Source organism: Paenibacillus sp. PL2-23 (assembly GCF_040834005.1).
Lineage (GTDB): Bacteria > Bacillota > Bacilli > Paenibacillales > Paenibacillaceae > Pristimantibacillus.
The window spans coordinates 189,919-203,826 of sequence record NZ_CP162129.1 but is presented as its reverse complement, the minus strand read 5'-3'; the positions used below and the strand labels follow the sequence as shown (position 1 = coordinate 203,826).

The following is a 13,908-nucleotide window of genomic DNA, read 5'->3' as shown; positions in this document are numbered from 1 at the left end:
GATTATCTTGGTTGACGCATCAACCTAAACCCACTCTAACACCTTGTGGTTGACGTGTCAACAATGTTAAAATGGGCGTATGGACAAGAACGAACTGAACGAACAGGAAATGCAACTATGGGATATGTGGAAAGGTTCCTTCAAAAGAATCTTTGGTCGTGTTGTAAAGGACATGTCCGAACACACCGGACTATCTGAGGGTGACTTTGGAATTTTAGACCGGTTAGTCCAGTTTGGTAACGGCAAGCTTCGCCAACAGGAATTAGCAGACTCGATGGACTGGGATAAGAGCCGATTGTCACATCATCTAACACGCATGGAAAAACGGGGACTTGTTTTGAGGAAACCACTAGACACAGATCGTGGAGTTGAAGTCATCATTACATCTGCCGGAAACACAGCTTTGGATGAAGCTCATCCCATTGTTGCAAAGGCAATACGGAAGCATTTTCTAGAACAACTAGCCGACCAAGACGTGGAGTCAATTACTAGACTGGCAGAAAAAACAAAAACAGGACCTTCATCATCATATGAAGATCCATCCGCTTGACCGCCCCTTCCCCCAGCCACCGGAGGGGGTCTTTGCTTTCTGCAAACCAAGGCCCTCACCTAAAAAATTTGCGGTTACTTGTGATCGCTAAGCCAGAGGCAGTAGTTGATTACGGAAGCCAAGTCGAACATCTTACACAACATGTAGGCTTGGAATGAGAAATCCTCTATCGAGGCCTTTCAGAGATGAGCGACCGCGTTTAGATGTAGGATTTATCGCCAAATAGAATTTCCGTTTCGAATGCTCGAAAACTTATAAATTCTATTGTGGTAAAAAAGCCAGCTCCTAAAAAGAGACTCGCTACAAAAATGTGTGTATTTTGTCTAAACACTCATTGACGACTTCATTCGGGGCTTATCCGACGATATCCATTCGCCCAGCCCGCCAATCCAGATTTTTTATCTGATCGGTTAAAATGACCCCGTTAAACACCAAACCACTCGGGAGCAGCACTTCATACCCCCAGCCTCGGACTGTATGAGTGATTGGGCAAACCGAAACAAAACCCGTCGTTTCATTAAATGCTTTTGGCGACAGTACGATCGCAGACCTTCTCCCGGCTTGTTCTTGACCTGCTTGGGGATTAAAGTTTATCCATACTAGATCTCCTCGGTCTGCACTCATTCTAAAGCAATTCCTTCCCTTCTACACCGAAATCCATTTCGTCGTGGCGATTTTCCGGCTTGCATTGGGCCAACAATTCTTCTAATGTCGGCTTTTTCTTCTTGGGTATGACGATGAGCGAATGATCATCACCCACAACCAAGTCAACTTCCGACCCTTGGGTGACCGCAATCCTTTCGGCTATCTGGCTGGGAATACGAATGCCTAGACTGTTGCCCCACTTCTGTACAGTAGTCGACATGAAGAGTCCTCCCTCTTTTCGGTTCCTTTCGCTCATTTTATCACACCCCCAATGACATGTATACACAAGTATATACAACAAAGTTGAAAGTGATACCTTGGCGCTGTCAGTGAAGCTCAATCGGAATCTTCGTCGTAATGTTGGGCGATACCATAGGCCAATTCCTGAATTTGACGCTTCAGCTCCAGCGGCTCCCGAATGCGAATGGCTGTGCCGAACGTCATGAGATACATCGGAAGGTACTTGTTCATCGTCGAGACGTCGAGCAGAAACCGCGCCTCCCGATCGGTCCGTTCCGTCAAATAGTGGCGCATATGCCAGTGGCGGCAAACCGCGTTAAGCGTGTCGGGATCTCCCTCGATGCGGATGAGCGTAAGTGGTCCATCTGCCTCCCGTTCTCGTTCGGACTGGTCACGGAAATAGACGGACGCGGAGAAACGCTCCGGCTTTTCGAACCGTGCTTCAGTCAGCTCCAGCCACGCGATGCGGTCCACGCGGAACGTCCGCGCCGCCTGTGAACGATGGCAGAACCCGACAACGTACCATTCGTTGCGGTCGTAAGCCAGCCCGTACGGATCAACTTCTCGTCCGTCGTCCTGCTCCGTATTCGCGTTGCGATAGGTGATGCGAACCGTCAATCCGTCCTTCACCGCCTGCTCTAGGTCTCGTAACACCGGCACGACGGAAGGTAGACGTGACGGAGCAATCACATCCAAGCCATTTGACCCAAGAAACAGCTCGTGGCGCTGCTCTTCGCGCAGCCCATTCTCTACCTTCTTCAACGCGCTTTCCAGCTCCTCTGTATATGGATACCCAGCGCCTTGCGCAAATTTAAACGCATCCACAAGCGCCTTCACCTCTACAGAGTTGAAGAACAATGGCGTCTCCTTGAAGCTTTCCAGAATACGAATGCCTCCGTCATGGCCCGATTCCGCAACGACCGGCACACCGCTGGCGCATAATGCGTCGATATATCGGTACACGGTGCGAACGCTGATCTCCAAGCTATCCGCGATCTGTGTGGCGGTGAGCTTCCTTCCGCTTCTAAGTATCCAAAGCATTGAAAGCATGTTATCCCATTTCGCTATCGGAAGCCCCCTCCTTTTCTCAAGATTACTGAATGGCATTCATCAGCTCATAGAAATGTTTGGATTCCTGAGTCTTATTAAGACTATACCAAGCATCTAATGCTTGTGAAGAAAACACGCCTAGAGCTTTCAGGACATGTACAGAAAACTCCAATGGAGCTATTCCAGATGCAGTAATCAGATTTCCATCCGTAACAACAGACTCCATTCTGTAATACTCTTCACCCGTGTAAGTGGGACAGATCATTTTAAGGTATTCCAGATCATTGCTTGTATGCGGGCGTGCATTCAGCAATCCTGCCTGGGCAAGTGCCATTGTTGCGCCACAAATCGCTGCAACCAGTATACCCTCCTCTAAACACCTCTGAGCGGTTTTTAAGATGGGCTGATGAATGGGTTCTGTCCATGTATTTCCACCGGGTAAAATCAATGCATCTATGCTTTCCATGCTGCACTCATCCAGCTTCATGTCAGGTTGTATTTTCAATCCGCCCATTGTCGTTACAGGTGTCTTCTCCACTGCCACAGTAACTACTTTGGAGGGCGCCAGCCCCTTCTTATAATACCTTCCCGAGTTCAGTTCGGCCGTTAAGTAACCTATTTCCCAGTCTGCCATTGTGTCAAACACATAAAGATATACCGTATTCTTCATTTGCAATCTCTCCCTATTGTACGATTCATCAAGTGATCCCAACTATCCATCGGTAATTCATGATTGTCATCATTATAAAACAACTTCACTGACATCTACTGTCAGCGAAGTTGTTGAAGTTGGGGGTCGCATAATATGGGTAGACACTCAAAGTGGTGCGTTAATTATTATAAAATTCGGTTCATTTATGATACGGTTCAGTTCAAGTCCGTGGTAAAGCGTTTTGCATTCTTGGTTCTATACTCTTACTTTATTTGTTGCCTAGATTTTGGTAACACACTATAATTGAAAGAAAGGCAAATGTTAAGGAGAATATTAATGGCAAATTGGCATATTTTCTGTGAAGAATCAGGAGATAAAGGCATACCGTGGATACCTGGATCTTCCCATTTCTATATAGTAACTTCTGTGCTCGTTTTGGAACAAGATGTAAATTCGCTTGTAAACACTATTGATACTTATAAATATAAAGTGTTGAGAATGAAAGCTCCACTTGAGTGGAAAAAACTTTCATCAGCACAAAAGAAAGACGATAAAATTATTAGTAAATTCCTTCGTAGTATCGACAATCACGGTCCTAACTACATCGTATCCCAAGTGATATGTAACAAACATGAAACTAATGGTGCTGGGATGATAGACAGAACAAAATTCATGAATTATTTGTACGGATTAATGTTTAAACGATTATCCGTATTTCTTAAGTCAACCAATTCCAGAGCTCAATTATTTATTGACCGTAATACCGACACCCTAGCTCAAGAATCGTTGCGACAATATATTGCTAGCGTCTCCAGATATCAAACTGGGCAACACCCAAGACATTCAAAACCTAAGTGGATTAATCCTGAAACACATTCAATCCTCGGCTTATCCGATTTTATGTCTGGTGTTACGCTTCGCTCATTGACAGATTATCAAGATAATGTAAGCACTGCTTGTAAAGTATGTAATAAAGACTATGGTATTTATTCTTGTACCACATCAAATTTCTCATACTATAGAAGCTTCAAAAATGTTGTGGACTCTTGCTACTATCAATTTCCGAAATGGGATTGGAAAGGGCTACTTTATCATCCATACACAAACAAGGATAACTATAAGCACATATTCATACCACAATAAAAAAAAGTAGCCTATAGGCTACTTTAACTTTTTGTTCGAGGGCGGGAGGAGCCCACACTCTACTGAGTGCTGCCACAAGAAAGGAGCTCATCGCTCAATGTGACCTGCCGCCTAGATTAAATAATAAAGTTTACTGCTTAGAATGTCAAGCCTCGATCAGACGCGGGAGGAGCCCGTTCCCAACTGGGAACTGCCACATATTAAGGAGCTTGCGCTCAATGTGACCTGCCGCGTCCTTAGATATATCTTATGCAAAAGAACAAAAGATGATACACTTGAAAATAAATAGGAACGTTTGTTCTTATTATTGCATGTGCCTATGTGAAAGTCAACCCATTTTATAAAAGTACATCCTCTCAAATCACTGGGTTATTCCCCCCCTTTGAACTTCTAGTGTAGTTATCGCAATGGTTAACTCAACTTTCCGCTTTACCACTATTTGTGATACGGTTCCCCCCGATTGATCTTCACCGCCCGATAAATCTGCTCCACCAGCACCAGCCGCATCAACTGGTGCGGCAAGGTCATGCGCCCAAAGCTCAGCTTCTGCTGGGCGCGCTTCAAGACAACGGGAGCGAGCCCGTTGCTCCCGCCAATGACGAAAGCCACGTGGCTCCGCCCATATGTGGCTAACTTATCGAGCTGGTCCGCGAGATCCTCGCTGGACCAGAGCTCGCCCTCGATCGCGAGCGCGATGACGTGGGCGTCCGGCTTCAGCTGCGCCAGAAGCCGCTCCCCCTCTCGCTCGCGAACAATCATCTCCTCCGCCGGACTCATCGTCTCCGGCGCCTTCTCATCGGGCACTTCCGTGAGCGTAAGCTTCACGTAAGGCCCGAGACGCTTGGCATATTCCGCGATGCCAAGTACCAGGTACTTCTCCTTCAGCTTCCCTACGGTCGCAATCTGAATATGCATAGCCGACCCATCCTCTATCCTTCAGCCTAATCGTCGACTCTCTCCGACGACATGGCATGAAATCTTTTCATTCTTTGCTTTGATTTTCATTCGCGTATTTATTTTTATCATTCACGTTTGTTTCATTCAAGGTAGTTTCATTAACGTCTGTCTCATTCACGCCTGCTTCATTCACGCTTGTTTCATTCATATCTGTTTCTTTCACGTTCGTTTTATTCACGCTTGCTTCTTTCACGATTTCTTACACTCTTGCATCTTTTACGCTCGTATCATTCACAGCTGCTTCATTCACTCTTGCTTCATTCATGTTTTTCTTTCACGTTCATTTCATTCACTATTCTTTCTATCGCAACTCCTTCTCCCAAGCCCCGACCTCGCCCCATCCTCTAAACGACCAAAAACTCCGCCGCCGCGTCGCAGAAATCACATTTTCTCGGAGGGTCCCAGTCCGCGAACTGCGTCTCCTTCAGGTCGACCACATCCGGGGCGTCCTCATATTCGTCCACGAATCGTTCCAAAGCATGTTCAATACACGGTTTGCATACACAATACATATGGTTTCGCTTCCTATTCTACAGTTAGTTATAAGTCTTAACGTCTATGTCCAGAATAGCAGAAAATGTCGATGGCTGTGAACCTTTTTCCTCCTAGATTCTGGTTTCCCCTCAATCAGCTCGCTCCACACCTCGCCCAGCAGCGCTTCCTTGTTCTCATAATGTGTATAAAAAGGACCCCGATTATAATGGTCCGATCCACAATTTCCGTCATAGCACCTGAACCAAGCTTTTCTCCGCCATCCGCGACAGCAGCCCCCCAAGCCCCCACCCCCATCTCATCACAAAAAAAAGCCAGGAACAGCGCCCACAAGCGCCTTCCCGGCTTTTTGTTTTCCACAAGCCCTACTCCTCCGCTCCGGTCTCCCCAAGCTTCAGCTTCGTTGTCTGCTGCTTGCCGTCACGGTAATACGTCACGATAAGCTCGTCGCCTGCAGACTTGGCTTCGTACAGATACTTCCGCAGCTCCATCGTGCTGCCAATCCGCTTGTCATCCAGCTTCACGATGACGTCGTTGAATTGCAGGCCCGCATCCAGCGCCGGTCCAACAGCCTCCAGCACGATCACCCCCGACAGCACCTCGTCGGGCAGCTTAATGTCGCCAGCGGAGCCCTCCAGACCATCCTTATCCTCGGAGCGGTCCTTCTTGCCCTCTTCACCGTACAGCTCCTCCAGGTCCTGCTGCTCCCAATACTGCGCCAGATCCAGCGTATAGACGCCGAGATACGGACGAGGCACGAAGCCCTTCTCCATCAAGCTCTCCACGATGGGCATAGCGTTGTTGATCGGAATGGCGTAGCCGATGCTCTCCACGCCGAAGTCGGCAATCTTCATGCTGTTAATGCCGACCACACGGCCGTCGAGGTCGATCAGCGGCCCTCCGCTGTTGCCTTGGTTAATTGCGGCATCGACGCGTATGACCTCCTGCTCCCAGTCGATCACGCCGTTCTGATTCAGCGATACCGGCACCGTCTCCTTGATGACGCTGACCACGCCCATCGTAATGGATTCGCCCATGCCGAGCGGATTGCCGATCGCCATGACGAACTCAGCCGCCTGCAGCGCGGAGGAATCGCCGATCTCCGCAACCGTGTCGATCCCTTTGGCGTCAATCTCCAGCACCGCCAGATCCGTAATCTGATCCAGACCAACGACGCGCGCGTCCCGCACCTCGCCGGTGGTTAGCACGGTTTTCACCTTCTCGGCATTCGCCACGACATGGTAGTTCGTCACCACAAACGCCCTGCCGGCTTTCTTCTGTATAATAAAGCCCGAGCCAACGCCCGCTTCACGCAGCACGCCCGAGCCCTTCGCCCCTTCCTCCAGCAGCTCTCCGCCCAGGCCCAGCTCGAAGGTCTGCTCGTTGATAACGCTGACCACGGCCGGCCTCACCTTCGCCGTCGCATTGATCGTCCGCTCCGATGGATCGGCCGACACTGCCGCATTCCCCGGCGCTTTGCCGCCGCCGCCGCCCAAGTCCAGGCCAAAGCCGCCCATGAACAGTCCGAACAACACGGTGGCCGCTATCGCGCTCGTGAAGGAAGACACGAGGGCGATCCTCAGGCTGGACCACCTGCGGTCTCCGCTGAAGGAGGACATCCGGCTGCCGTCTTCACGCCGGCTCTTGCGTACCGTTCGTCTCGATACCTTCGTCGAATAAAAATCGTCATCGAAAATGCTCATCGGAAACGCTCCTCTCCTTGCTGCGGAACTTAGGCTACATTCATCATCTAGGAATGTTTTCGGAAGAATTGACTACAATAATAATAGATTCAAAGCCAAAGGAGCGATATTTCTGATGAAATCCAATGCCAAGCCCTCTCCCGTCTGGGAGCACGTTCAGCTAGCCGCCAAGCTCGCCGATCTGAAGGATGACCACTATCGCACCGTGCTAACGCTGAGCGCCATGCTGGAGCTGTTCGTAGACAAGGGCATCATCACTCGCGAGGAGCTTGCGGCCAAGGCCGAAGCGCTTGACGAGCAGCTGGAATCTCTTATTTCCGCCTCACTTCATCCCATGGCGTAGGCCGATCATAGAACGTCTTGCGAAGCGGAAACTCATCCTGCTTATAAAATATTCCGTGATTCTCCAATATAGAATTGACGGTTAGCATAGCCAGGTCCATCTGATTATGGTCCAGGCTGAGATGAGCCAGATACACCCGCTTCGTGCGGTCCGTCATCAGCTCGATCAGCGCCTCGCCCGCCGCCACGTTGGACAGATGGCCTACATCGCTCAGGATGCGGCGCTTGATGTTCCAGGGATAACGCCCCATGCGAAGCATCTCCGTATCGTGATTGGATTCAAGCACCAGCACGTCGGAGTCGATAATCTGCCGCTTGACCCTCTCGCTTACATAACCAAGGTCCGTTGCCAGACTCAGCTTCTCGCCATGCTCCTCGAACGTGTAGCCTACCGGCTCGGCGGCATCATGCGAGATGGGGTACGACTGCACGCGCAGCGGACCGAAGTCCATACTCTCTCCCGTCTCCATCACAACCCGCTTCTCTGCCTCTATGTTACCGACATGCCGTTCCATCGCCGCCCATGTCGCTTCATTCGCGTAGATCGGAAGCTCGTACTTTCTCGCGAAAGCGCCAAGTCCCTTAATATGATCGGAATGCTCATGCGTGACGAACAGTCCGTCCAGCTCATGACCGGCGACGCCTCGCTCGCGCATCAGCTCCTCCAGTTTTTTGGCGCTTAAGCCCGCATCCACCATTACCGTCTTCTCGGTGCCCTGCACGATCGTCGCGTTGCCTGTCGACCCGCTGGCCAATACCGTAAATCGAAGTCCCAAAACGTCCAGTCCTCTCCCGCTTGCCACGCTGTACTTGCTATCCCCATTGTACCTCTGCAGAGCGCAAATTGCCTCTGTTGTTTTCTGCCTGCTGGTCCAGCATTGGACCAATGCTGTCCTGACCAGGCCAGCCTCTTCCTCTTCTATGCTTCCATTCCATCACTCTAGCACTCTACTCGCCGACCGGCACCCCGGACGGACCAACAGTCAGCTGGTCGCTGCTGCCGTCCGTCGCCACCTCGCCGCTGATGGCATGAACGTAGAACACCTCGCCATCCTCCAGCATAACGCGCCAGGAGGGCGCGGACACCTGCTCCTCGGAGTCGAAGATTTGTCCGTGATAGCCCAGCTGAATATCCGTAATCACGGAGCCTGGCTCCAGATACGTCTCAATCAAGGAGGCGACGACCTTCGCCGCCGGAATGACCTGCTGCTCCTCGCCGAGCTTAATGTCGTCGACACGATCCTGCCTGAAGCCTGTAATTTTCAAATTGCTGATGTACAGCTCCAGCTTCACGTTGAACATCGGCCGTCCCTCCACCATCCGGTGGAAGACAGCGACACTCTCCGAGCTGCTGTGAAGATCGAACGTATACGACGCGATATCCGGAATTTGCTCCTCCAGCCCCCGAATCAGCTCCGTCTTGGAGAAGATCAGCGCGCTGTCCACCGGCTTCTCCAGCAGCGCAGGCTTCTCCAGCTTGCGGCTGTCCGCCTTGAGCAGATACGACAGATCGCTGAGCTTGGGCGTGCTGACGGGCAGATTCGTATTCGCCGAGATCGATATTCTCTTCTGGTTCATCAGCTGCACCTTGTCCGGCGGCAGCTCCGCAGAATTAACATTGGCATTCAGCTGCTCCCGAATGTCGACCCACAGCTGATAGCCAAGCAGCACGTTCAGCATGAGGAACGAGATGATCAATACGCTTTTGGCTCTGCCCCAATCCACCCCAACACACCTCCCTCATCGCTGTTCATCAGCCCTTTACTCCAGCGCTGACCCGTTCTGCGTCCGATTGTCCGCCGGTCCTTCGTCAAGCGCTGACGCTTCCTCATCCACTGCTTGCTCCTGCTTCGCGTCGTCCGTCCACGCCACGATCGACTCCTGCTGCCTATAGGGGTCGGCATCCTCCCTGACATCATTCCCGCTCCCCGTTCCCGAGACTGCGGGAGGCTGCGGCACATCGCCTTGCGGATCGCCACCGCTTCCAGCCCAGGAAGCCGCTGTCTCCCTATCCTGCTCCGCTATGGCCGCTGCTTGCCGCCCGCCGAGCCCGGCAGCAGCAGCCGCAATGCCAGCTTGGCCGCCCCTCCCCGTATCTCCCGCTTCCTCCGTCTGCTGGGTCCGCTCTGTCGCCGCCGGCAGCTCCGGCGGAGGCTCATAGCCTGCCGGGTACGCCTCCAGCAGCACCTCCTCTGTGCCGCCGGCAAGCCGAACGACCCAGACCGGCACGAACATCATCCGAGCATTCTCCAGCAGGACGGACTTCAGCGCCGGGAACAGCGCGGTCACCTCGCCGCGGCGCGGATACCGCTCCAGCATCTCCTCCAGCGTCCTGCCGCCCTGCAGCCAGCGCGGCGTCCTGGACTCCGTGCGGGAGCCGAGCGTAATGAGCGAGCGCGCATATTCCGTCACGACGCCCTTCTGCAGCGTCAGCCTCATATACCCGTATTGGAACACCGTGGAATCGACCACGGGGTATTGCTCGATATATTTTCGGAAGGTGACATGCTTCTGCTCATCCTCAGGCGTCGCGCTCATGAGCCGGTACGTGCCGTCCCAGCCCCCGTGCTGATTGATGAAATCGACCGATGCGTACACATTCTCGCTTAGCGGCGTATTGCCGCTGGTCGTTGCGGCCGGGTTCGTGTAGTTAATCCACATACCGCCCTGCTCCACCTTCAGTCCCCGCTTGCCGTCCGTGTAGATCTGCGAGCCGCTCCGGTCCACGAACGCCCGCGTTGTACTGGAGTCGAAGAACAGGCTTCGCTGCATCTGCTCCGGCGTATACGTCTCGAACGGGAAGATCATCTCCGTCGCCATGAACGGCTCGGCCGGGATATACAACCCGTCTGCGGTCATCCGGTATTCCGGCAGATGCTCGCCGAAGCCGACATAGTCCTGAACATCGCGCACCGTCAGATCGGCCCGCACCGACTCGTACACCACGTCCTCCTCGCTGCTGAAGAAGAACGTCCGGATCTCCTCCGTTCCCTCCGTCTTCAGAATCCAGATGTTGTCGATCTTCTCATTCAGGAACAGGAGATCGCCCTCCAGCTTCAGCAGCTTCTGCAGCAGCTCAATGGAGATCCCCTCGGCAAAACGAAGCTCAATCCCCATGTCGTTCTTACGTACCTCGTCCCAATTCAGAATCGCCGCCGTGCTGCGCTGGAAGCCCTTGAACTCCCGGCCGACGATACGCTGATTCAGGATCATTTCGTAGAACTGCGTGCCGGGATAGATAACCGTGTGCTTGTCCCCGCCTTTGTGAAGAATAAGCTCATCGGGAAAAATAACGCCCTCCACGCTCGACGCCGTCCCCAGCGGCTCTGCGTTCACGTAGTTCTGCTCGCTTCGCACCGCCGCGCCGAGACCGGGCATGCTGTACGCCAGCAAGTAGCTCTGCAGCAGGCTGAGGGCAACCATCACAATGAGAATGCCCGTCTTCGCCTTCTCCATCATTACGCCTCGCCCCCTTCCTGCAGCAGCGGCAGCGTGAACGACACGGTGGTGCCTTCATTCAGCTCGGAATGCAGCGCGATTGTGCCGCCGTGCGCCTTCACGATTTCCCGGGCAATCGACAGGCCCAGACCCGTCCCGCCCATATTGCGCGAGCGTGCCTTGTCCACCCGGTAGAATCGGTCGAAGATGCGCGTCAGGTCCTTCTTCGGAATGCCGATGCCGGTATCCTTGACGCTAATCTCCAGCAGGCTTCCGTCTCCCGCCTTGCGAGCGGCGATTTGTATCGTGCCGCCGTCCAGCGTATATTTGATCGCGTTGGAGATCAGATTATCCAGTACCTGATCAATCTGGTCGCGGTCCAGCCAAGCTTTCTTCAGCCCGCGCTCCACCTGTACGGTCGCGCCAATCGACTTCTGCCGCAGCTGGAATGAGAACCGGTCCGCCACCTCGTCCAGCATCTCGTGGATTTGCGTCTGGCGGCGGCGCAGCGGCGCCTGGTTGGAGTCCAAGCGCGACAGATGAAGCAGGTCCGTGACCAGCCGAATCATCCGCTCCGTCTCGTTGCTGATAACCCCCACGAACCGCTCCGCCAGCTCACGCTCCTCCAGCGCTCCATCACCAAGCGCCTCTGCGTAGCTCTTGATCGTGGTGAGCGGCGTGCGCAGCTCATGGGAGACGTTCGCGACGAATTGCCGGCGCGACTGCTCCAGCTTCTCCTGCTCGGTGAAGTCCTGCAGCACCGCTATCGTGCCCGTCATGCCCTTACCTCTGCGGTGAATCGGCGTGAAGGTGACGCGCAGCAGGCTGCCCTCATGCTCCGCGCCTCGCAGCGCGGGATCAGTCGGCTCCCGCTTGATCAGGAGGGTGCGCCCGCGACCCGTCTGCAGCTCCGCCATCTTCTCCGGCGAGAGCTCCAGCAGCTCCGACAGCTTCACATCCTGGAAGGTCTCCGCGTCCAGCAGCTCCAGCGCGCGCCGGTTCCAGACGATGATGACGCCTCGCTCATCCGCCGCTACCACTCCGTCGCTCATATTGGAGAGCACCGACACCAGCTTCTCGTTCTCCTCCTCATTCGCGGACAACGCTTCCTTCAGCCGGATCGTCATCTCGTTGAACGCCATACTGAGCCGTCCAATCTCGTCATCCCCCAGCACGGGCGCCTTCAGATCGAACCGCCCATCCGCAACCGCCTCCGCCTGCCGGGTCAGCCCTTGAATGGGATTCGTAATCGTATGCGCCAGCAGAATGCCCAGCACGCCGGTCAGACCAAGCGCGATCAGCGTCCCCGAGAAAAAAATCTGGTTGACCCGGTTCACCGTCTCATACAGGTCCGTCATGGAGGCGACCACATAGACAGCGCCGACAACCTTCTCGTTATAGGTAACGGGCAAAGCGATCATCTTCTTGCGCGTATTGTCCTCGTCAATAATTTCCTCTTCGTTATCGGGAATGTTCTGCAGCGCCCGGCTGACCGCCAGCGACTTGTTCTTCTGCCCAATGTAGCTCTGATGCACCTGCAGCGATGTCGCGACAACCGTGCCGTTGGCGTCGAGCACCTGCACCTCTGCGCCGCTGATGCTGAATAGATTACGCACCACGAGATTCAGATCCTCCGTCGTGTTGACGGCAGAATCGTCGCCCGCTTCCAGCTTCGGCAGCAGACTGGGCGCGGAGAACTGGGCCAGCATGCCGGCCTGCTCCTTCAGATTGTTGGTGAAGCTTGTAATGAGCGAGTTCTTCACCGTGCTGATGAAGTACACGCCGATCAGCTGCATCGCCACGAGAATGAGCAGCAAATATATAATGACAAGCTTCACCTGAATGGTGCGGAAGAAGTTCCTTCCCTTCATCCGTAACCGAAGCCTCCCGACTTCGCATTGCGCATCATGTAGCCAAGTCCGCGCCGCGTCATTATGTATTCCGGCCGACTGGGATCATCCTCGATCTTCTCCCGCAGGCGGCGGATCGTCACGTCCACCGTACGCACATCGCCAAAATATTCAAAGCCCCACACCGCCTGCAGCAGATGCTCCCGCGTCATCACCTTGCCGCTGTTGCGCGCCATATAATGGACCAGCTCGAACTCCCGATGCGTCAGGTCCAGCGGCTCGCCATTCTTGTACACGACATACATGTTCGTGTCGATGAACAGATTGAACAGGCGCAGCCCCTGCTGCTCCTGCTCCTGAGGCGCCCCGCCATCCGCGCCATCAGCTTGTCCGCTCTTATTCTGGCGGCGGAGATGCGCCTTCACCCGGGCGAGCAGCTCGCGGGTGCTGAACGGCTTCGTGACGTAATCGTCAGCGCCCAGCTCCAGGCCAAGCACCTTGTCAATTTCCGTATCCTTGGCCGTCAGCATAATGATCGGCATATGCAGCTTCGTCCGCACCTCGCGGCAGACGTCCATGCCGTCCTTCACCGGCAGCATAAGATCCAGAAGAATGAGGTCCGGCTGCTCCTCGAAGGCCAGACGGACCGCCTCTCCGCCATCGAAGGCGCAGATCACCTGATGACCTTCCTTCTCCAGATTGAACTTCAATATATCCGCGATCGGTTGTTCGTCGTCGACCACCAGTATTTTCCCGTGCATCGTTCCACCGCCCGTCGATTATGCTAAGTCATGTCCCTATTTTAACATACTGCGATGTTGGCTACACAGTGAAACTTCCCTCATT

The 13,908-nt window shown here is 53.6% G+C and carries 16 protein-coding genes; 3 read left to right on the top strand and 13 right to left on the bottom strand.

What is annotated here, in order from left to right; all coding sequences use genetic code 11:
- The first annotated feature begins 79 nt into the window (after nt 1–79).
- On the top strand, nt 80–550 hold the full coding sequence (locus tag AB1S56_RS00945; RefSeq protein WP_340871594.1) for a MarR family transcriptional regulator: 471 nt from the start codon (nt 80–82) through the stop codon (nt 548–550).
- Between the two features lie 354 nt (nt 551–904).
- On the opposite strand, the gene AB1S56_RS00940 is transcribed toward AB1S56_RS00945, so the two are convergent.
- From AB1S56_RS00940 to AB1S56_RS00925, 4 genes are all read right to left on the bottom strand, one after another.
- Nucleotides 905–1,174: a type II toxin-antitoxin system PemK/MazF family toxin gene (locus AB1S56_RS00940; RefSeq protein ID WP_340871593.1), complete on the bottom strand. Its 270-nt coding sequence runs from the start codon at nt 1,172–1,174 to the stop codon at nt 905–907.
- A gap of 1 nt (nt 1,175) precedes the next feature.
- Entirely contained in the window at nt 1,176–1,415 is a 240-nt protein-coding gene (locus AB1S56_RS00935) for an AbrB/MazE/SpoVT family DNA-binding domain-containing protein (protein WP_340871592.1), read from the bottom strand.
- Nucleotides 1,416–1,531: 116 nt separating this feature from the next.
- Complete coding sequence (locus AB1S56_RS00930) at nt 1,532–2,476, bottom strand: YafY family protein (protein WP_340871591.1); 945 nt, start codon at nt 2,474–2,476, stop codon at nt 1,532–1,534.
- Nucleotides 2,477–2,528: 52 nt separating this feature from the next.
- The gene (locus tag AB1S56_RS00925) at nt 2,529–3,155 is read right to left on the bottom strand and encodes a type 1 glutamine amidotransferase family protein (RefSeq protein WP_340871590.1); all 627 of its coding nucleotides are present in this window, start codon (nt 3,153–3,155) and stop codon (nt 2,529–2,531) included.
- 318 nt (nt 3,156–3,473) lie between these two features.
- On the opposite strand from AB1S56_RS00925, the gene AB1S56_RS00920 reads away from it, so the two are divergent.
- Nucleotides 3,474–4,280, top strand: a complete 807-nt coding sequence (locus AB1S56_RS00920; protein ID WP_340871589.1) for a hypothetical protein — start codon at nt 3,474–3,476, stop codon at nt 4,278–4,280.
- 435 nt (nt 4,281–4,715) lie between these two features.
- Here AB1S56_RS00920 and rlmH read toward each other — a convergent pair whose 3' ends face one another.
- The 4 genes from rlmH to AB1S56_RS00900 all read right to left on the bottom strand — a co-directional run bounded on the left by rlmH (nt 4,716) and on the right by AB1S56_RS00900 (nt 7,432).
- Complete coding sequence (gene rlmH / locus AB1S56_RS00915; protein ID WP_340871588.1) at nt 4,716–5,195, bottom strand: 23S rRNA (pseudouridine(1915)-N(3))-methyltransferase RlmH; 480 nt, start codon at nt 5,193–5,195, stop codon at nt 4,716–4,718.
- Nucleotides 5,196–5,262: 67 nt separating this feature from the next.
- Entirely contained in the window at nt 5,263–5,430 is a 168-nt protein-coding gene (locus AB1S56_RS00910; RefSeq protein ID WP_340871587.1) for a hypothetical protein, read from the bottom strand.
- A gap of 151 nt (nt 5,431–5,581) precedes the next feature.
- Nucleotides 5,582–5,749, bottom strand: coding sequence for a CxxH/CxxC protein (locus AB1S56_RS00905; protein WP_340871586.1), 168 nt, complete (start codon nt 5,747–5,749; stop codon nt 5,582–5,584).
- Between the two features lie 345 nt (nt 5,750–6,094).
- The gene (locus AB1S56_RS00900) at nt 6,095–7,432 is read right to left on the bottom strand and encodes a S1C family serine protease (protein WP_340871585.1); all 1,338 of its coding nucleotides are present in this window, start codon (nt 7,430–7,432) and stop codon (nt 6,095–6,097) included.
- A gap of 115 nt (nt 7,433–7,547) precedes the next feature.
- On the opposite strand from AB1S56_RS00900, the gene AB1S56_RS00895 reads away from it, so the two are divergent.
- A complete protein-coding gene (locus tag AB1S56_RS00895) occupies nt 7,548–7,775 on the top strand; it encodes a hypothetical protein (RefSeq protein ID WP_340871584.1) in 228 nt (75 codons plus the stop codon).
- Here the strand turns inward: AB1S56_RS00895 and AB1S56_RS00890 are convergent.
- From AB1S56_RS00890 to yycF, 5 genes are all read right to left on the bottom strand, one after another.
- Nucleotides 7,744–8,550 (bottom strand): MBL fold metallo-hydrolase, encoded by an 807-nt coding sequence (locus tag AB1S56_RS00890; RefSeq protein WP_340871583.1) that lies wholly within the window; start codon nt 8,548–8,550, stop codon nt 7,744–7,746. The two genes, AB1S56_RS00895 and AB1S56_RS00890, sit on opposite strands and share 32 nt — an antisense overlap.
- Before the next feature lie 172 nt (nt 8,551–8,722).
- On the bottom strand, nt 8,723–9,499 hold the full coding sequence (yycI, locus tag AB1S56_RS00885) for a two-component system regulatory protein YycI (protein ID WP_340871582.1): 777 nt from the start codon (nt 9,497–9,499) through the stop codon (nt 8,723–8,725).
- Nucleotides 9,500–9,535: 36 nt separating this feature from the next.
- The gene (locus AB1S56_RS00880) at nt 9,536–11,233 is read right to left on the bottom strand and encodes a two-component system activity regulator YycH (protein WP_340871580.1); all 1,698 of its coding nucleotides are present in this window, start codon (nt 11,231–11,233) and stop codon (nt 9,536–9,538) included.
- Nucleotides 11,233–13,083 carry a cell wall metabolism sensor histidine kinase WalK gene (walK, locus tag AB1S56_RS00875; protein WP_340871578.1) on the bottom strand — a complete coding sequence of 617 codons (1,851 nt, stop codon included), beginning with the start codon at nt 13,081–13,083 and terminating at the stop codon, nt 11,233–11,235. The genes AB1S56_RS00880 and walK overlap by 1 nt, the downstream gene beginning before the upstream one ends.
- Nucleotides 13,080–13,823, bottom strand: coding sequence for a response regulator YycF (gene yycF, locus AB1S56_RS00870; protein ID WP_340871576.1), 744 nt, complete (start codon nt 13,821–13,823; stop codon nt 13,080–13,082). The genes walK and yycF overlap by 4 nt, the downstream gene beginning before the upstream one ends.
- Nucleotides 13,824–13,908: the final 85 nt, after the last annotated feature.